Origin of the sequence: Sphingobacterium cavernae (assembly GCF_008520265.1) — a bacterium.
GTDB classification, from domain to species: domain Bacteria; phylum Bacteroidota; class Bacteroidia; order Sphingobacteriales; family Sphingobacteriaceae; genus Sphingobacterium; species Sphingobacterium cavernae.
The window spans coordinates 116311-136508 of record NZ_VIQM01000054.1 but is presented as its reverse complement, the minus strand read 5'-3'; the positions used below and the strand labels follow the sequence as shown (position 1 = coordinate 136508).

Here is a 20198-nt window from a genome sequence, read left to right as displayed (position 1 = left end):
GCCCGTTTTCGTTTATCACAAATTCATCATAAATAAACTGTAATCCATCAAGACAATATATTTTTTATAGATTTGCGTAAATAACTATTTATATGAAAAAATTGATGCTTTCAACTCTACTACTTAGCACTGTACTTGGATTTTCGAGTTGCTCAAATTCTTCTAATTCGAACACTAATGCGAGTGAAAACGTAGAAAATCATGATGGTCACGATCATGCAGGACACGATCACAGTGCGCACAACCATAGCCCTTCTCAATCAGAACAACAACAAAAAATTGAGGAACTATCTCAAAAATCCCCAGCTCAAATTCTACCTGAATTCAAATTCTATAAAGTAAAATCCGGTATTTCTTTTACAAATCAAGATATTCCAAAAGGAAAAAAAACGGCATTTATTTTATTTGATCCAAACTGTGGACACTGTCAAGTAGAAGCAGGTCAATTAGGCAAAAACTACGATAAACTTAAGAACATCAACATCTATTTCGTTTCCATGAACGATCCTGCTTTGATGGCTAACTTCCTAGATACTTTTGGTAAAGAATTAGGTGGTAAACCAAATGTGGAAGTATTATACGACAGAAATCAAGATTTCATCCAAAAAATACATGTTCCAAAGCAATTCCCTGCGAACTATGTCTATACAGCTGAAGGAAAGTTGCAATCGCATTGGGATGGCGAGAAAAAAATCGATTTTATTATAACAGAATACACTAAATAAGTTGATGAGAATAGCAATAAATGGTTTTGGGCGAATTGGAAGACATACGCTTCGCAATTTGCTCAAAAGAAATTTGCAAAATATTGATGTTGTTGCTATTAATGATTTAACAAGCACATCTACCCTAGCGCATTTGTTTAAGTATGATTCCGTTCACGGACCGTTCGAAGGTGAGGTCACGTTTGATGAAAACCATCTTTATATCGATGCGCACAAAATTTTGGTTACCCAGGAAAAAAGTCCAATAGATTTACCTTGGCAATATCTTCAAGTAGATGTTGTGGTTGAATCTACAGGACATTTTACAACGAAAGAAAAAGCTTCTCAACATATTTCTGCTGGAGCGAAACAAGTTATAATTTCTGCACCCTCACCAGACAGAGAAATTCCAACAGTCGTACTTGGAATCAATGATTCAGACTTTGATTGGACAGCACCAATTTTTTCGAACGCATCTTGTACAACTAATAACGTTGCTCCTTTGGTCAAAATTTTGGATGAAAATTGGGGAATAAAAGACGGATATATCACGACAGTACACTCGATGACAGGTGATCAAAATTTGCATGATGCCCCTCATCGCGATTTACGTCGTGCACGCGCAGCATCATCATCGATTATTCCGACAAGCACGGGAGCTGCTAAAGCTATTACAAATGTATTTTCGCATTTGGAAGGAAAGTTGGGCGGTGCTGGCATTCGTGTACCGGTGTTGAATGGTTCATTGACCGATTTCACCTGTACATTGCGAGAGCAAACTACAGTAGAAGAAATTAATGCCAAATTCAAAGCTGCTTCAATGCACGAATTGAAACAGGTATTATACTACACAGAAGACCCAATAGTTTCAGTTGATATAATTAACAATCCGTATTCCTGTGTTTTTGATGCGCAATTGACGTCAATTGTAGGCGGGCTTGTAAAAGTCGTAGGTTGGTATGATAATGAATTTGGGTATTCGAATAGATTGGTGGACATATTACAAAAATTGAGTCAGCGATGATCCGTTTTATTACGACCGAAGATACTATTCCCCTACGCTCATCCGTGCTTAGAAATGGACTGCCTATCAAAGAATCTTATTTTGATGGGGACAATGATCCTTCAACATTCCACTTAGGCTTCTTTACCGAAGAGAATCAGCTAGTCTGTATTTTGACGTGTAAAAAAGATAACCACGGTAAATTACCTAAGGACGCATATCGTCTGAGAGGTATGGCTACACACCCTGATCATCGACGCAAAGGTTATGCAGCACAACTGTTGCATGCAGCCATCGTGCATATCAAAACCCAACTGCATGTTGATTATTTGTGGTTTAATGCCCGTGTCGATGCATTTCCTTTCTACGAAAGCCATGGTTTTGAATTTATGTCTGAGGAATTTGATATACCCACAGCAGGACCGCATCGCGAAATGTTTAAACTGCTTTAATTTGAAGCTTGTATTTTCTTAATTGATTTTTGTAGAAAATATAAAACAGTTAGAAATACGAGAATTGATAAAGCAAAAATATACAATTTGTATTCTTGATAAAATTCAGGAAAATACCGAATTAAGGATTTCCGAATAATAGATTCTGTGGATCGTGCAACAACGATAAACGTAATAAATAAAGGTATCTCAAATTTTTTAGGAAAATAGCTAGAAGTAATATTGAGCATACTCCATGTAAAATGAAAACATAACAAAATACCCCCTATTACTTGGATGCAATGCATAATTGTGCTTTCGTGCATGCTAAACAGCAAATTATTCACTACAATTAGTAGAAGACTTAACACAAAACACAAAGGTGATTTCAGCATAATTTCAATTACATTTCTTTTTCAACACCTAATCCAAATAAAGCAAAATCGTATTTAACAGGGTCGGTTTTATCTAAAATTAATAAATTATCCGTTAATTCTAGTGCTGCCTTCCATTGTAATTTTTCGGATAAAATTAAATGAAATTTACGTGCCACACGCTCCACATGTACATCGCAAGGACAAACCAATTGTGATGGTGCAATTCTATTCCATATTCCAAAATCAACACCCTTATTATCTACGCGAACCATCCAGCGCAAAAACATATTTAATCGCTTACAAGTAGACTTTTGAGCAGGAGAACTCACATGTTTTTTTGTTCGTAAAGGAAAATCAGGTAAAGAAAAGAAATAGAGTTTGAATTCATTCAAAGATTTTTCTATCGAAATTTCAGTCGATTTCACATTCTCCTGCCCTATTAAGAAAGCTTCTTCCAAGGAATCAAAACGACTGTAGTGATAACGAAAGAATTCTACAAAATAAAGCAGATCCGTATCATTGAACGTACGATGTTTAAAGCCTAATAAAGATCTCAAATCTTCCTCCTTGTGATTCATAATAAAATCATATGGACTTCCGCCCATTCGCTCGATCAGCTCTTTACACTTATTAATAATGGTTTTTCGTTGTCCCCAAGCTAATATCGATGCGATAAAGCCCATAATCTCTATATCCCGCTTCTTACTAAATAGATGCGGAATACAAATCGGATCATTCGCTATAAAATTGGGTTGATTGTACTCAACAACCTTGTTATCTAAAAACTCTTTAAGATTAAAATCTGACATTTTATTTTGCTAAAGCCACTTCAAATATATGTCCATTTCGCTGACCATGCTCTTGATTTCGCATTTGCAACTGACCATCATAGCATAGTTGCTTCAATCTTTCTATTAAAAAATAATCTCCTATTCCATTTGAATTATATCCATTATACATATTACCCATGGTTAATCCAATTACTTTGAAGGAAAACTGAAAATCAGGAATACAGTGTGCTATTAATATTTCATCAAAATATGTAATATCCGATTCTTCTATCTGGTTTTGATTATTTAAAATTCTCAAATTGGAGTTGTTTCTTAAAAACTTCTCCCAACTTTTTTCAAAAAATAGCTTTTCATTATTAGTTATTAATCTAAAATATTGTTTTGCAAGTTGTATGTTCTCCGATGTACAGACATACAATGAAAACAATTTTACATTATATCCTTTATGGCTATTAAAAGGAATATTTTGCCAATCGACTGTGTAAATAGTAATATTTATATCCTTCAAAAAATTTAATATAGCTGCTTTCCATATGTATTCATTACCGTCATCACCTAACCAGATAAAGATAGAATCTCCTGAAGTTATCTCACTTAATTTTACAGCGATATCTTTGCCATTTATTTCCCTGTGAAAATAAAAATCAGTTTCTTGAAAAAATTCTTCAAACCAATTAATACGTTCATTAATTCCTCTTAATGTCTTTAAATCATACAAAGGACCTAATACTAATGTATCTAATAAAGTAATTAATTTAATATTCTCATTTGAAAAATCAATAACATCGCTAATCATTAAATTATTTGATGAATTTTCTCCACAAACGATATGATATTCTTTTGCCATATTATTAAGTTAAAAATTTAACGGTGATTGATGCTTAAAACTATATTTTAATTCCTTAATAATAAGACTACCATCAACTATTTTTTGAAATGAATTCTCAGAATTGAATGATAAGGGTAAGTCAAATCCATATTTTTTAGCGGATGCTAAAATAACTTCTTTTTTAGAAGGATGTTCTGGAGCCACGAGGTTATAAATTGGATGATGCAAATCTGATTCAAATCCCTTTGTGATTAACGTCACTACATCATCTACGTGAATAAAATTCGCGGGTTGATCGCCTGTCGCACAGTTACGGTTCGCAAAATACTTAGCAAAGATTCTATTTTTACCAAATAACCCACCTAGGCGATAAATATGTGAATTTGTCAACTCTACCTTTTGCTCTGCGACTAATAAGCGATCATTCAAATCTTCTTTACAATCTTCATTGAAAATCCCATCCCTATCAGGATAAATTCCTATTGAACTCAAATATATTTGCTTTCGAAATTTTAGGTTAGCGAGGTATTGTCGAACATGTTCAAAACGATTAGATATTTCTTCGACAGAATTCTTAGAACTAGCAGGAACACTGTTTAATATATAATCAAAGTTAGTTAGGAATTCAGAAATAGAAACCTGTTCATCGAAATTCACAATCGCAACATCTAAACCTAATGAAGTAAGATATTCTTTCTTTTCAGCAGATGTACAAGTAACATATACTTCCCAACCTTTTTCTGTATAATATTTCGCTACCTCTTCTCCTAACCAACCACAGCCCAAAATCAATATTCTCATCTAGCTAATTTAAACAAAAAGAGCAAAGAAATTAATCTTTGCTCTCTCGCCTAGTAAAATTTTGAATTTTTATATTCTAATTTTTACTTAATAAAAATTAATATGCTTTTGCAAATAACACTCTTCCTTTGGAAGGTTTTCCAGTGAAAATACATACGCCATCTTCTTCTTGAAAATCCAATGGAATACAACGTGAAGTTGCTTTTGTTTCTTCTTTCACACGCTTCTCTGTTTCTGGCGTACCATCCCAGTGACAAGACACAAAACCACCTTTATTTTCCAATACCTCTTTAAACTCTTCGTATGAGTTTACTTCAGTAATATGTGAATCACGGAAATTCAATGCTTTTTGGAAAATATTCTCTTGGATTTCATCCAATAATGCCACAATATGGCTACCCAAACCTTCTTGAGAAACCGTTTCTTTTGTTTGTGTATCACGACGTGCTAACTCCACCGTACCATTTTGCATATCACGCGAACCAATTGCAACGCGCAAAGGCACACCTTTCAATTCCCATTCTGCAAATTTGAAGCCTGGACGCTGCGTATCACGATCGTCATATTTCACTGAGATATCTTGTCCTTTTAATTCTGCATTCAATTTATGTACGAAAGCATCGATATTCGCTTTTTCTTCTTCAGTTTTGAAAATTGGAACGATTACAACTTGTATCGGAGCTAATTTTGGAGGTAAAACTAAACCTTGATCGTCTGAGTGCGCCATAATCAATGCACCCATCAATCGTGTAGATACACCCCATGAAGTTGCCCATACGTACTCTTGCTTACCTTCTTTTGATGTAAATTTCACATCAAATGCTTTCGCGAAGTTTTGACCTAAGAAATGTGACGTACCAGCTTGCAATGCTTTACCATCCTGCATCAATGCCTCGATAGTATAAGTGTCAAGAGCACCCGCGAAGCGTTCTGATTCTGTTTTACGACCACGAATAACTGGAACAGCTAATGTTTTCTCCGCAAACTCCGAATACACATCCAACATTTGTTGTGCTTCAGCGACTGCTTCTTCCGAAGTAGCATGCGCTGTATGTCCTTCTTGCCATAAAAATTCCGCCGTACGTAAAAATAAACGAGTACGCATTTCCCAACGCACCACATTCGCCCATTGGTTGACCAAAATAGGTAAATCTCTATATGATTCTATCCATCCTCTGTATGTATTCCAAATGATTGTCTCGGAAGTCGGACGAACAATAAGTTCTTCTTCTAATTTTGCATCTTCGTCAACAATGATATTACCGTTACCATCATTTTTAAGGCGGTAGTGTGTTACCACTGCACATTCCGTCGCAAAACCTTCAACATGAGAAGCTTCTTTGGAGAAAAATGACTTGGGAATAAACAAAGGAAAATACGCATTACTATGTCCTGTTTCTTTGAAACGCTTATCCAAAATAGCTTGCATACGCTCCCAAATAGCATAACCATAAGGTTTGATCACCATACAACCTCTCACCGCAGAATACTCTGCCAAATCCGCCTTGATAACCAGATCATTATACCATTGTGAATAATCTTCACTACGACTTGTTATTCCTTTACTCATTTGCTTATACTATGACTTATAATCAGAAAATATATGTTAAAAAAGTATATATTCTCGTGCTGTAAAAATTTATTTATATTTTTGATTAAGGGTATTAAACCTTTGCTAAAATTCGCGTCTAAGATAATAAAAAGACGTTGATTATCTACAACAACTAGCGAGAAAGATATTATGAAAACGAATAGATTAGTATTTGGTAGTTTGGCATTAACGATAGCTGTGGCTATTAGTTCTTGTTCGACAAGTAAGCAAATCGCTTACAAGGACGACATGTACAACAATCGCCAAGCGAATGTTGATCAGCCGTATCAAAGTCCGGATTATTATTATACGGACGAACAATATGCACAGCAAAATAACGATTATTATGCAGACGAATACTCTGATGAAGAATATTACGAGGATGATTATAGTGACTTAGAATATGCAAATCGTATTAATAGATTTTATTATTCATCTCCTGGATTTTCTTATTACGATCCTTTCTTTGATCCGTGGTACGGGTATAATTTAGGTTATGGAGGCTTTGGATTAGGATGGTCTAATTGGGGTTGGGGTTCTCGCTGGTCAATGGGTTTTGGCTGGGGTTATCCGTATTCTCACTTTGGATATAATTGGGGTTGGGGTAATCCATATTACTCATACGGCTACGGTTGGGGACATCCTTTTGGATATGGTTCGTTTTGGGGGCATAACTCCTACTACAATGCATGGGGACACCCATACTACGGCTATGGCTATGGAGGAGGTATAGGTAGTGGATACACTTCACGTTCTACATATGCATCCGTACGTTCTACTAATCGTGGACTATACGACTCACGCTCCAGCAGCAGATCGACAGACCGCAGAACAAATAATTCTGTATCGCGCAGTGTAAGTAGAGATAATAGTGGTAGAATTGTTACAGGTTCCAGAGTTTCTTCAAGAAATAATGAGGGTACAACTCGTGGTACTTCTTCACGAAGCGTATCCGATAGAACTAATAATACAAATAATAGAGGTACTGTACAAAGAGGAACTTCATCACGTAGTGTATCTGATAGATCGACTAATGCTAGCGAAAACAGAGGAATTATCAATCGTGGGACTAATACTACTGAAAGAGGTACATCTTCAAGATCACAAGGCAGAACAACTACTTCTCCAGAGAGATCTGTACGCCCTAGTACAACACAGCCTAGCACTAGATCAACAACAACTGACAGAAGCGTAAGACCTAGCTCTAGCTCTTCATCGAATGGTAATAGCAGAGGATCATCATATACTCCTCCAAGTTCTTCTTCTAGTAGCAGTAGAAGCTCATCGTCATCTTCGTCTGTTGGCAGTTCTTCATCAAGAGGTTCTTCTTCATCGATGGGAAGTAGTTCAGGCTCATCATCAAGAAGCTCAGGTTCGAGCTCAAGCTCATCAGGCTCAAGTTCGCGTTCGTCAAGAAGATAATAGGTATTTACACATATTTGCCAGTCTAAAAAGACTGGCATTTCTATAAAGTTTTGACTATATATTTATGAATATTAAAAAAATTATACTTTCTGTTTTTGTTTCAAGTGCCTTCTGGGGATATGCACAAGCACAATCAGTAGACGATGTGGTAACATTTTCTAAAGATGACAATCCAGCCTCGGCGCGTATAAAGGGTATGGGGAATGTACAAACTTCTCTAGGTGGTGACGTTACAGCTATCAATGGAAACCCAGCAGGACTTGGCTTTTTTAGTCAATCAGATATATCTATTACGTTTGATTATTTGCAAAACTCGAACAAAACAAATTTTCTTGGCACGGATTCAAAGAGTAATAAAGGAAATTTCGGCGTGACACAAGCAGGTATTGTTTTTAATTTTCCCAATCGAAATCAAATTGCTGGTTATTCTGGCTGGCAGAATTTTAACATGGGGCTTAGCTATAATAAAAAGCAAAATTTTAATAATTCATTAGTTTATAGCGGTGTAAATAATGAAACTTCTTACGTCAATAATTTAGCCGATTTGATGCATGATGATAATGGCTTCAGAGATGACTTTTATAATTCTTATTTGGTAGAAAATTTTGCATCGCCATCAGGTCGATATTTTCCCTTAGCAGAAGAAGGTTATGACAAAGATCAATTAAATGATGTGTTGACAAAAGGTTCACATAGTAATTCTGCTATTGCTTTTGGAGGAAATTATAATAACAAATTTTATATAGGTGCTACTTTGGGTCTTTCGTTCTTTAAATATGAAAAAAGTAAAATTTTTGAAGAAAATGGACTAACAAAATTAGCCATAGATGTAGCCAAAGATAACCCTAACTCCGATTTTGCAGACCCTACACATCCAGACTATATCAAATTTGGGGATAAAAGTTACCAACTTTTGGATGATTACTCGCAAATCAATGAAGGATCAGGAGTAGATTTTAAATTGGGAATGATTTATAAACCAACTACAGATTGGAATATTGGTTTGACAATCACTACCCCAACTTGGCTGTCCATTTCGGAGACAACTAATGCTTTCACTGATGTTAACTTTTTCCCTGATTTAAATTCAAACGATTACTTTCATAAGTACGAATCAGATCTTTATTCCAGTGATCAAGACTATAACATTACTACACCTTGGAAATTTGCTCTTGGTGCTACAAAGTTTTTCGGTAGAGGAATGATTAGTGCAGAGATGGAATATTTGACTTATAATACAGCGAGATATGCTAATCCATCGAGATTTAATTCTTTTAATGGCATTAATAATGATATCAAAGATGTGTTAAAAGGTGCAGCAAATGTACGTATAGGTGGCGAATACTTAATTAATAATATTCTGAGTGGACGAGCAGGATTCAATTACTTCGGCAATCCTTATAAATATGCTGAAGAGTCAAATGTGAATGGAAGTATTGGTCTAGGTGTGAAATTAACCAGTAGCTTATACATGGATTTTGCGTTAGTACATCAAGTTAACACATACAGTGTCGCACCTTATGTATTAAGTGACTTTTGGTACGACAGAGGTAGTTACGAACCTATTGCAGATTTAAAACATCAACGCACAAATGCTGTCTTAACAATCGGCGCTAAATTTTAGATTAAAAAATATACTGTTGTAAGAGAGTGAGAGATATGTCTTTCACTCTTTTTATTTTATTTCCTCTAGAATAGTACATTTAATTAAAAATAGAATTCGGATGGAACAAATTGGACCTTACATACTTAGTCTATTTATCGGTATAGGTTTAGCTGCGGCTACGGGCTTTCGCGTCTTCCTGCCGCTATTCTTCGTCAGTTTGGCTTCGTATTTCCAATGGATTCCACTACAAGAAAATTGGAATTGGTTAGCATCGTTACCAGCATTGATTTTACTCGGTAGTGCAATGGTTTTCGAAGTATTAGCTTATTATATTCCTTTTATTGACAATTTATTAGATTCTATAGCGATACCACTCTCCGCTATCGCTGGCACGTTATTGTTTTCATCCCAATTTACTGAATCCAACGACATACTAAAATGGGGATTAGGGATAATAGCTGGAGGAGGTACAGCCGCCACAATTAGTTCCGCACTATCGGCATTCAGAGTGGCATCGACATCCACAACAGGTGGATTAGGCAATTCTGTAGTGTCCACTGTTGAAAATACAGGTGCAACAGTAATGAGTGTTTTAGCTATATTTCTACCCCTATTAGCACTACTATTCACCGTAATTTTAATGTATTATTTTATACGATTTGGTAAACGAATGTGGAGTAAGATTTTCGTAAAAGACTTGAAATCCGAATCCTAATTATCTTGCATACTTTTTGTGATCTTATCAATATTCAAACTATTGGCCATAGCCGAAAATATGCGATGGTAAGTTCCTTTTTGATCATACAAATCTTCGTGTGTGCCATCTTCAACCACCCTACCCTTTTCCATGACAATAATGTGCGAAGCATCTATAATTTGAGATATAGAATGCGAAACTATAACCACAGTTCTACCGACTTTGATAGCATCCAAACTATTTTTTATTTGTTCGGTTGCGATTGCATCCAAATTCGCTGTTGGTTCGTCCAAAAATATTATTGGAGGATTTTTTAGAAACATTCGCGCTATTGCAATTCGCTGTTGCTGACCTCCAGACAATAAATGCGCTTCAGAATCATAGCCTTTTGGCAATTCTAGGATCTGCTCGTGTATATATGCTTTTTTCGCTGCTTCAACAACTTCTTCAAGTGACGCTGAAATCTTTCCATAACGGATATTATCTGCTATAGATCCTTTAAAAATATGATTCTTTTGTAAGACCAATCCAATATTGTCTCTCAAAAACTTCGTATCGTATTCTCTTAATTCTACTCCATCCAAGAAAATAGCGCCTGAGGAAGGGTAATAAAATTTGTCTAATACATTAATAACTGTACTTTTTCCGGCACCGCTAAGACCTACCAAAGCAGTTATTTGATTTGGTTCTATACGCATCGACACATTATGTAATGCTGAAGTTCCATTTGGATAGTCAAAATTCACGTTTCGCATTTCGATAGCCCCGACAATTTTTGTTGGACGATAGTTTCCTGATAATTCTTTTTGATCATCTGCTTTTAAAATATCAAAAAAGCTTTCGGAATAAATTAACGCATCATTTACCTCATCGTAGATACGATGCAATTGACGAATTGGTGCAGAAACATTATTAAACAACATAATATGAAACATAATAGCACCTAAAGTCATTTGCTCATTAAGAACAAAATATGCCGTAAGAATGATAACTAAAACAATACCTATCTGCTCAATAAAGCTTTTGAAACTGTCGAAAATATAACTTGTTTTACGCGTAGACATTTGATTTTCGGTCATGTCATACTGGATTTTTTGGTGACGCTTCGCCTCTTCACCTTCACGTACAAATGACTTAATAACCGTAATAGAATCGATAAGATTTATGATTTGATTGCTTTTATTTTCTCTATAGAAACGCATATTTCTTCGAAATCCCGAAAGTTTTGAAGCTTGCAATTGTGAAATATAGAAATAAATAGGCACTGTAATCAACCCGATCAATCCTACATAGAAGTTTGCAAGAAACATAAAAACCAATGCCACAATTGCCGTTGTAAATAACGGTAGAATATCTATAAAGAAATTCTGAACCAAACGTGTTAGAGAACTAATTCCAGCGTCAATCCGTGTTTGCAATTTTCCAGACTCATTATTTTCTGCCGTGTAAAACGCCATTCTATAGGTCAATATTTTTTCAACTATAGTTTGTGAAATATCACGCGCTATCATTATTTTCAATTTTTCGCCATAGAATTTTTGACCAAATTGCACCAATGAATAGATTATTTCCTTCCCTAGAAGAATGATCGAAATGATACCTATAATATGCATCCCCTCGCGCAATGGTGTTTGTGAGACGAGAAGATCACTAATTTTGTCTACAGTGAATTTTAATACAAAGGCATTGATCTGAGCAGCAAAAGATCCGACCACTGTCAATCCTAAAGTTAGAAAAATAAGGTGTTTGTATGGTTTAACAAACGGAAGAATATTTCGGTATAATGCACTTATTGTCATACGATAGTTATAACAATAAGTTTTTGCATTTGTTTACGCTATATATTATTTAGCAACAATTGTTTGTATTCCTAAAGAGTCAAATAATTCTTGAAAAGATGGGGGAATCTCATTACTAATTATCACATCGATATTAGAAAAATCTGCAATCTTACCAAAGCTTTTTCGGCTGAATTTGCTTGAATCAGCTAGCACAATTACTTGTTGCGCCACGGCTATCATTTTTTGATTCAATAAAGCTTCTTGCGCACTTGTCGTCGAAATCCCATATTCCAAATCAATACCATCCACACCTAAAAATAATTTGGAACAAAAAAACTGTTCCAATGTATGCATCGCATATTGTCCAGTCACTGACGATGAAGTATGTCTGACCGTCCCTCCCAATTGGATAACCTCTACATTGGTATGTTTTATTAATTCGAAAGTAACGTTTAATGCAGATGTGACCACTGTTAAATGACCGTGTGGAACTATTTCTCGTGCAAAAAATTGCGTAGTCGTACCCGAACCAATGATTATAGAATCATTGGGGGTAATGAAATTTGCTGCAGCTTTTGCAATACTACGTTTTTCATTTTCGTGTATTTTTTCTTTTTCAATGACAGACCTATCGGTCTGATAGGGGTTTTGTTTTGTTACGCCTCCGTGCGTACGATACACCAGACCTGAATCTTCCAAGAATTGCAAATCCTTTCGTATTGTTACGGATGACACACTTAAGGTTTCGCATAGTTCTACCACAGAGACGTGCCCCTTTTTATTTACTTCCTTGATAATGTGCTGATGACGTTCGACGTTATTCATAATAATCTAAATTATCAATTTATTTCAAAACGAAAGCAAAAGAAAAAATATTTTTCCTTTTCTTTCGTTTATTTACGTTTTTTAGTAATTTTACGCGATAACCAAAACATTTTTACATCTATTCAAAATGAAATTCACCAGAAACGAAGCTATAAGAAGCATTGCGAGCACTCAAGAATGGGACATTACTATAATCGGTGGTGGTGCTACAGGCCTTGGTATAGCAGTCGATGCCGCATCCAGAGGTTATAAAACTTTACTTATTGAAAAGTACGATTTTGCAAAAGGTACTTCCAGCAAAAGCACAAAATTAGTACATGGTGGTGTTCGCTACTTATCGAATGGCGACGTGAAGTTGGTTATGTCTGCGCTAAAAGAGAGAGGATTAATTTTTAAAAATGCACCTCATGTTTCTTTTGTTCAAAGCTTCGTAATTCCTTCCTACAATTTCTTTGGCAAAATGAAGTTTTTGATAGGATTAAAATTATACGATTGGTTGGCCGGAAAACTTCGCATTGGAAAATCCACATTATTGAGCAAGGCAGAGGTTATCGAAAAATTGCCAAAAGTAAAACAGAAAAATCTTATCGGTGGTATTCAATATTATGATGGCCAATTTGATGATGCGCGCCTAGCGCTAAATCTTGGCCAAACAGCATTTGAAAACGGCGCTGTAGTATTGAATTATGCCGAAGCATCTGCTATTACCAAAGATGCTCAGGGAAAAGTGACAGGTATCGAATTTATTGAAAGAGAATCAAATAAAAAATACAGCATCAAATCCAAATCTGTAATTAATGCTACAGGTATTTTCGTTGATGACATTTTGAAGCTTGATGTTGCTGCACACAAAAACTTAGTGAGACCGAGTCAAGGTGCACATATCGTTATTGACAAAAAATTCTTAGGAAATGTCGATGCATTGATGATTCCTGAAACAAGTGATGGTCGTGTATTATTTGGTGTGCCTTGGCATGGCAAAGTTTTATTAGGAACGACAGACACACCATTAAATGAGCATCAGATCGAACCTCGTCCATTGGAAGAAGAAATTGAGTTTATATTAAATACCGCTAATGCCTATTTGGACAATGCGCCAACACGCAACGATGTCTTGAGTGTTTTCGCTGGATTGAGACCATTGGCTGCACCTACAGACAAAGATAGCAACAGCACGAAAGAAATTTCACGTGATCATAAATTAATCAAAAGTACTTCAGGTCTTGTAACGATTACTGGTGGAAAATGGACTACATACCGTAAAATGGCTGAAGAGACTGTAGATATGGCTATCTCTGTGGGCGGTTTGCAACCAAAGATATGTGCTACTACGACCCTACAGATTCATGGTTATTCAACAGAAAGACGCGATGGTCATTGGCAAGTTTATGGTTCTGATACAGAGGAGATTCAAAAATTAGTAAAAACTGATTCCTCATTAGGAAATAAGCTTCATCCAAATTTTGATTTCATTGAAGCCGAAGTAGTCTGGGCTAGCAGAAATGAGATGATCTATAATATTGAAGATTTTTTAGCACGAAGAATACGTTTTCTTTTATTGGATGCAAAAGCATCATTACAAGCTGCTCCACGAGTAGCTGCATTGATGGCTGCTGAGCTGCATAAGGATGAAAATTGGATTAAGTCACAGCTAGAAATGTATAGTGCACTCGTGAAAAGCTACACACTATAAATAAAATTGTAACTCTATAAACTAAATTTGATATGAAAAAGGAATTTATTCTTTCCTTGGATCAGGGTACAACGAGCTCAAGAGCTATCTTATTCAACCACAATGGGGAGATTGTGGAAGTAGCTCAAAAAGAGTTTAAACAAATTTATCCGAAATCGGGTTGGGTGGAGCATGATGCGCAAGAAATTTGGTCTACGCAGCTTGCTGTCATGACCGAAGTTATTGCCAAAGCGAATGTAAAGCTGGACTCTATAAAAGGTATTGGCATTACTAATCAGCGAGAAACAACGGTTGTCTGGCACCGCAAAACTGGAAAACCAATTTGCAATGCCATAGTATGGCAAGACAGACGCACGGCCGAATATTGCAAATCCATCGCAGAAAAAGGCTTGGCCACATTAATTCAAGAAAAAACGGGCTTATTAATCGACTCTTATTTTTCAGCTTCCAAAATTAACTGGATTCTTGAAAACGTAGATGGAGCTCGAACAATGGCTGAAAATGGCGATTTAGCATTTGGAACAATTGATTCTTGGTTAGTTTATAATCTGACAAATGGCGAAAAACACGTCACGGATGTATCGAATGCATCACGCACTTTACTTCTAAATATAAATACATTAGAATGGGATCAAGAGCTTTTGGACATATTTGAAATTCCAAAATCAATGTTGCCACAAGTCGCAAGTAGTTCTGAACTATTTGGCCATACCTCCTTGGAAATTGGAAATGTGAATATTCCGATTGCAGGTATTGCTGGTGACCAACAAGCTGCACTTTTTGGTCAATTGTGTACAGAAGAAGGCATGGTGAAAAACACGTACGGCACAGGTTGTTTCCTTCTAATGAATATTGGAAATAAGCCAGTAATTTCAAAAAATAAACTGGTTACTACTGTGGGTTGGAAGATTGGGGACGATGTAAAATATGCCTTGGAAGGAAGTATTTTCATCGGAGGCGCAGTAGTACAATGGCTTCGTGATGAATTAGGTATTATCAAAAAATCTTCCGACGTAGAAGCATTAGCAACAAGTGTTCCCGATACGAATGGTGTATATCTAGTTCCCGCCTTTTCAGGCTTAGGTGCTCCTCATTGGAATGCTAATGCGCGAGGAACTATCGTGGGATTATCACGTGGTTCAAAAGATGCTCATATAGCTCGTGCCTCGCTGGAAAGTATAGCTTATCAAACTCATGATATCTTAAAAGCTATGGAAAATGATTCCCAAAACAAGATTCAAGAGCTTCGTGTAGACGGCGGTGCGACGAACAATAATTTTTTAATGCAATTTCAAGCAGATATTGTACAGACAAAAGTAATTCGTCCGGCAGTTACCGAAACAACAGCAATGGGCGCCGCATTTTTAGCTGGTTTAGCAGTAGGATTTTGGAAAGATTTAGATGAATTAAAGTCGTTGTGGAAAGAAGACAAAGTTTTTGAATACACAGAAAATTCAGCTAAAAATGAAACGTTACTGAAAGAATGGAAAAGAGCTACTGAAACAGCGAAATTCTGGGCAAATTATAACGATTAAGACCTTCTTATTAAAACTCTAAAATTATGGAACCTATTTTAGCTGAATTCATTGGTACTGCAGTGATGATCCTCTTGGGGGGAGGAGTTGTTGCCAATGTCGTTTTAAATAAAACAAAAGGCAACAATTCGGGCTGGATTGTAATTACAACAGCTTGGGCAGTCGCTGTATTTGTTGGTGTGACTATCGCTGGACCTTATAGTGGTGCGCACCTCAATTGTGCAGTTACCCTTTCTGTATTATTGATGGGCGAACTTAGTTTTGGTACGGCATTGAGTTATATGGCGGCACAACTGGTTGGAGCCATGTTGGGTGCTTTTGTTGTTTGGTCAGTGTATAAAGATCATTTTGATGTCACTGAAGATGCCGGCGCAAAACAAGCTGTTTTTTGCACAGCACCTGCGATCAAAAATCTTCCGAGAAATTTATTGAGTGAAATCGTAGGTACTTTTGTACTTATTTTTACCATTTTACATTTTCAGGATGCTACATTAGATACCACTACTCCTATTGGTTTAGGATCAATTGGGGCACTTCCTGTTGCATTTTTAGTATGGGCAATTGGACTTTCGTTAGGCGGAACTACTGGCTATGCGATCAATCCTGCAAGAGATTTAGGTCCCCGTATTATTCATGCTCTTCTACCTATTAAGAATAAAGCAACTTTTAATTTAGAATATGCTTGGGTTCCAGTGCTAGGTCCATTCATAGGATCTGCTCTTGCGTCAGTATTGTATATTTTAATTTATTAAAAACAAAAAGTGAAATAAAACCACAAAAACCTATTAAAAACATATGATTATTATGAGTTTAATATTGAGTTAACATTGACTTAATATTAGCTCTGCAATTTAGCAACGAAAAATCACACACCTATGTTAAATAAAATTAAATGGAGAAATGGGCACAAACCATTTCAGACCAAACTTATTTGGCTTGCACTACTTTCTAGTCCATTTGTTGGAACCATTCATGCTTCAGCATTCAATGCAGAAAAAGCCTTTATGGTACAACAAACCATAAAAGTGACAGGAAAGGTAATAGATGCAAATGACAATCAACCTTTATCCAATGTATCTATCCAAGTGAATGGCAAGGCAGCAACGTCTACAAAAGTGGATGGGTCATTTGCATTGGATATTCCTGTTGGAGCAGACGTTAGATTTAACTTGATTGGTTACGAATCTAATGTTCAAAAATTCAACTCTGCAGCAGATAATATTACAGTAAGACTAACAGAATCATCCACTGGCATCGAAGAAGTAATTGTAACTGCTCTAGGTATTAAAAGAGAACAGAAAGCACTTGGATACGCTGCTACTGAATTAAAAGGTGAACAATTAACAGATGCGATTTCAAATAACTGGACAGATGCATTATCTGGAAAAGTTGCCGGAGTTAATCTAGTACGTTCAGGTGGTGGACCTGCTGGGTCGAACAAAATCATTTTGCGCGGTGAAAATAACTTGACGGGTGACAACAACGCGTTAATCGTAGTAGATGGAATCGTAGTAAGTTCAAGTTCAGCTCAAATGACTGGAACTGGCCATGGAGCTTATCTTTCTGGAGATTCACCTGCGGATTATGGATCGGGATTATCCGACATAAACCCGGAAGATATAGAAAATATTACGGTATTAAAAGGACCGAATGCAACCGCACTATATGGACAGCGTGGTGCAAATGGTGCGATTATCATCACCACAAAATCAGGAAAAAACAGAAAAGGAGTTGGTGTCACTGTGACTTCCAATTCAACTATCGAATCTATCTCTAGATGGCCAGATTATCAATATGAATATGGTCAAGGTGTTGAAGGCGCAAATTACTACTCTTATAATGCATCACCTGATGGTGCGAGTACCAGAAGCACTAGTTCAGCTTGGGGACCGAAATTTGATGGTCAAATGTATTACCAATTTGATCCAGTTACACAAACAAGAGGTACGGAAAGAACCCCATGGGTACCTTATCCTAATGCTAGAAAAGAATTTTTCGATACAGGAAGAACATTTACAAATTCTGTCACTTTAGATGGTGGTAACGATAAAACGAACATGCGCTTTTCGTATACTAACCTGAATAACAAATGGATAATACCAAACACAGGTTACGATAGAAATACTGTATCTGTCAATGCTAGTCATAAAGTAACTGATAAATTGAAAATTCAAACGCGTATTAATTATAAACAAAACAAAAGTGATAATTTACCTTCAACAGGATACAATAATCAATCTTTGATGTATTGGAATATCTTCTGGATGCCTAATGCACCTTTGGATTGGTTGAAGAATTATTGGATGAATGGACAAGAAAATGAATTACAAAATTACCCTTTCAGTTCTTACCCTGATAATCCTTACTTAATCTCCTATGAAATGCTAAACAAAAACAATAGGCATGGCATAACAGGTAATGTAGAGGTGACGTATGAGTTTTCGAAAAACTTGAACATTATGGCTCGTACCAATTTGGATTTAGGAATGGAAAGACGTTCACAGCAACGTCCTTTTGATACAGAGAAATTCAAAAAAGGTATGTATAGAACGCAGTCTATCTTTAATCAAGAGTCTGGTGCGGACTTAATGATTAATTACAACAAAGATTTAAATAAAGATATTAAAACTAGTTTTTCAGTAGGAACTAGTACTATTCGTAATGAAAGAAATCAGCAAAGAAATTATGCCGATTCACTAGCAGTTCCAGGCAACTATACTTTAGCGAATGCCGCTGGATTAGTTGTAACTTCGCCTTTAGAGGACCGCTTAGTATTGAATAGCTGGTTTGGTATCGGAACTTTCTCATTCAGAGATTATGTATTTGTGGATGTTTCGGCTAGAAATGACTGGAATAGTGCATTGGCAACACCATTAAGAAAAGGTAACTCATCCTTCTTCTATCCTTCTGCCAACTTGAGTTTAATCCTTAATGAAATGTTCGAATTACCTAAAGCCATCTCATTTTGGAAATTACGCTCTTCCATTGCTAGTGTAGGTAGTGGTGGTATGAAAGCTTACTTGACTTCATACACATATAATCCAGAAATCACATTCCCCGGTGGTGCTTCTAATCCTACTTCAATTCCAAATACAAAATTAGAGCCATTGCGCACTAACAGTTTTGAAATTGGTACAGATATGAGGTTGTTGAAAAACAGATTTACATTAGGATTCACTTATTACCAAGGCAACACGTATAATCAACACTTACAAGCTACGACAGACAGAGCGTCAGGTTATAGCACAATATTATTGAATGCAGGTCAAATCCGTAATAGTGGTATCGAAATAGAAGCTGCGGCAACAGCATTGCAAAAAAAGGATTTTCAATGGAAAATAAATGGTACATATTCAGCCAACCGCAACAAAGTGATCGAGTTGACGGATATATTACCAAATATTATTCTACAAAATGGTCCAGGTAGTAGAGGAGCTATAATTGCTTATGTAGGTGGTAGCATGGGTGACTTGTATGGTAGAGGTTATTTACGCTCACCAAATGGTGACATTATTTACGAAAATGGTATTCCTCAATTAGGTGCGGAAATGCAATATATAGGCAATACAAATCCTGAATGGAGGGCAAGTATCAACAATGAATTCCGCTACAAACAATTTAGAGCTAGTTTCTTGTTTGATGCACAAGTAGGCGCGGTTGCATATTCTCTAACAGCTGCAAATCTTGCAAACCAAGGTAAAACTAAAAATACGCTTCCTGGTCGTTACAATGGTATTATCGGCAAAGGTGTAATTGATAATGGAGATGGTACATTCAGACCAAATGACTATATAGCTGAAAATATTTGGGACTATTACAACGCACACCTAGGCAATGACAATGTCGAAGGTACAAGTTATTCAACCGATTTCTTAAAATTACGTGAAGCGCGTCTTGACTATTCTTTATCACCAAAACAGTTGAGCAAAATTGGTTTAACTAGAGCAACAGTAGGTGTCTTTGGAAGAGATCTGTTCATGTGGACAGCTTGGCCAGTATTTGATCCAGAATTCGGAACCTTAGGTGCTTCGGATATCAATAAAGGATTTGAATTAGGGCAAATGCCTTCTACACGTACATTTGGTCTAAACATAGTTATTGGTATTTAA

16 protein-coding genes are annotated in these 20198 nt (G+C 36.2%); 10 read left to right on the top strand and 6 right to left on the bottom strand.

Going from position 1 to position 20198, the window contains the following annotated elements:
- The first annotated feature begins 92 nt into the window (after positions 1 to 92).
- Genes FLS47_RS10990 through FLS47_RS10980 form a run of 3 tightly spaced genes read left to right on the top strand, consistent with a single transcriptional unit; the run spans position 93 to position 2159 of the window.
- Positions 93 to 725, top strand: a complete 633-nt coding sequence (locus FLS47_RS10990) for a peroxiredoxin family protein (RefSeq protein WP_223225240.1) — start codon at positions 93 to 95, stop codon at positions 723 to 725.
- Between the two features lie 4 nt (positions 726 to 729).
- Positions 730 to 1728, top strand: coding sequence for a type I glyceraldehyde-3-phosphate dehydrogenase (gene gap, locus FLS47_RS10985; protein WP_188347416.1), 999 nt, complete (start codon positions 730 to 732; stop codon positions 1726 to 1728).
- Complete coding sequence (locus FLS47_RS10980) at positions 1725 to 2159, top strand: GNAT family N-acetyltransferase (protein ID WP_149914414.1); 435 nt, start codon at positions 1725 to 1727, stop codon at positions 2157 to 2159. The genes gap and FLS47_RS10980 overlap by 4 nt, the downstream gene beginning before the upstream one ends.
- 382 nt (positions 2160 to 2541) lie before the next feature.
- Here the strand turns inward: FLS47_RS10980 and FLS47_RS10975 are convergent, their stop codons facing one another.
- The 4 genes from FLS47_RS10975 to proS all read right to left on the bottom strand — a co-directional run bounded on the left by FLS47_RS10975 (position 2542) and on the right by proS (position 6506).
- Positions 2542 to 3324 carry a TIGR02757 family protein gene (locus FLS47_RS10975; RefSeq protein ID WP_149914413.1) on the bottom strand — a complete coding sequence of 261 codons (783 nt, stop codon included), beginning with the start codon at positions 3322 to 3324 and terminating at the stop codon, positions 2542 to 2544.
- A 1-nt stretch (position 3325) separates the two neighbouring features.
- Positions 3326 to 4153: a DUF3658 domain-containing protein gene (locus tag FLS47_RS10970; RefSeq protein WP_149914412.1), complete on the bottom strand. Its 828-nt coding sequence runs from the start codon at positions 4151 to 4153 to the stop codon at positions 3326 to 3328.
- A gap of 9 nt (positions 4154 to 4162) precedes the next feature.
- The gene (locus FLS47_RS10965) at positions 4163 to 4936 is read right to left on the bottom strand and encodes an NAD-dependent epimerase/dehydratase family protein (RefSeq protein WP_149914411.1); all 774 of its coding nucleotides are present in this window, start codon (positions 4934 to 4936) and stop codon (positions 4163 to 4165) included.
- Between the two features lie 97 nt (positions 4937 to 5033).
- Positions 5034 to 6506, bottom strand: coding sequence for a proline--tRNA ligase (proS, locus tag FLS47_RS10960; protein ID WP_149914410.1), 1473 nt, complete (start codon positions 6504 to 6506; stop codon positions 5034 to 5036).
- A gap of 171 nt (positions 6507 to 6677) precedes the next feature.
- Here proS and FLS47_RS10955 point away from each other — a divergent pair, with 171 nt between their 5' ends.
- The 3 genes from FLS47_RS10955 (at position 6678) to FLS47_RS10945 (ending at position 10273) form a co-directional block, all read left to right on the top strand.
- Positions 6678 to 7949 (top strand): hypothetical protein, encoded by a 1272-nt coding sequence (locus FLS47_RS10955; RefSeq protein WP_149914409.1) that lies wholly within the window; start codon positions 6678 to 6680, stop codon positions 7947 to 7949.
- 67 nt (positions 7950 to 8016) lie between these two features.
- On the top strand, positions 8017 to 9576 hold the full coding sequence (locus tag FLS47_RS10950; protein WP_149914408.1) for a hypothetical protein: 1560 nt from the start codon (positions 8017 to 8019) through the stop codon (positions 9574 to 9576).
- Positions 9577 to 9676: 100 nt separating this feature from the next.
- Complete coding sequence (locus FLS47_RS10945; protein ID WP_149914407.1) at positions 9677 to 10273, top strand: DUF4126 domain-containing protein; 597 nt, start codon at positions 9677 to 9679, stop codon at positions 10271 to 10273.
- Here the strand turns inward: FLS47_RS10945 and FLS47_RS10940 are convergent.
- Positions 10270 to 12054, bottom strand: coding sequence for an ABC transporter ATP-binding protein (locus FLS47_RS10940; RefSeq protein WP_149914406.1), 1785 nt, complete (start codon positions 12052 to 12054; stop codon positions 10270 to 10272). The two genes, FLS47_RS10945 and FLS47_RS10940, sit on opposite strands and share 4 nt — an antisense overlap.
- 45 nt (positions 12055 to 12099) lie before the next feature.
- A complete protein-coding gene (locus FLS47_RS10935; protein ID WP_149914405.1) occupies positions 12100 to 12861 on the bottom strand; it encodes a DeoR/GlpR family DNA-binding transcription regulator in 762 nt (253 codons plus the stop codon).
- Between the two features lie 127 nt (positions 12862 to 12988).
- Here FLS47_RS10935 and FLS47_RS10930 point away from each other — a divergent pair, with 127 nt between their 5' ends.
- The 4 genes from FLS47_RS10930 to FLS47_RS10915 all read left to right on the top strand — a co-directional run bounded on the left by FLS47_RS10930 (position 12989) and on the right by FLS47_RS10915 (position 20198).
- Complete coding sequence (locus FLS47_RS10930; RefSeq protein WP_149914404.1) at positions 12989 to 14554, top strand: glycerol-3-phosphate dehydrogenase/oxidase; 1566 nt, start codon at positions 12989 to 12991, stop codon at positions 14552 to 14554.
- Between the two features lie 32 nt (positions 14555 to 14586).
- Complete coding sequence (glpK, locus tag FLS47_RS10925) at positions 14587 to 16089, top strand: glycerol kinase GlpK (protein ID WP_149914403.1); 1503 nt, start codon at positions 14587 to 14589, stop codon at positions 16087 to 16089.
- A 26-nt stretch (positions 16090 to 16115) separates the two neighbouring features.
- The gene (locus FLS47_RS10920) at positions 16116 to 16841 is read left to right on the top strand and encodes an MIP/aquaporin family protein (protein ID WP_149914402.1); all 726 of its coding nucleotides are present in this window, start codon (positions 16116 to 16118) and stop codon (positions 16839 to 16841) included.
- Positions 16842 to 16964: 123 nt separating this feature from the next.
- The gene (locus FLS47_RS10915) at positions 16965 to 20198 is read left to right on the top strand and encodes a SusC/RagA family TonB-linked outer membrane protein (RefSeq protein WP_223225239.1); all 3234 of its coding nucleotides are present in this window, start codon (positions 16965 to 16967) and stop codon (positions 20196 to 20198) included.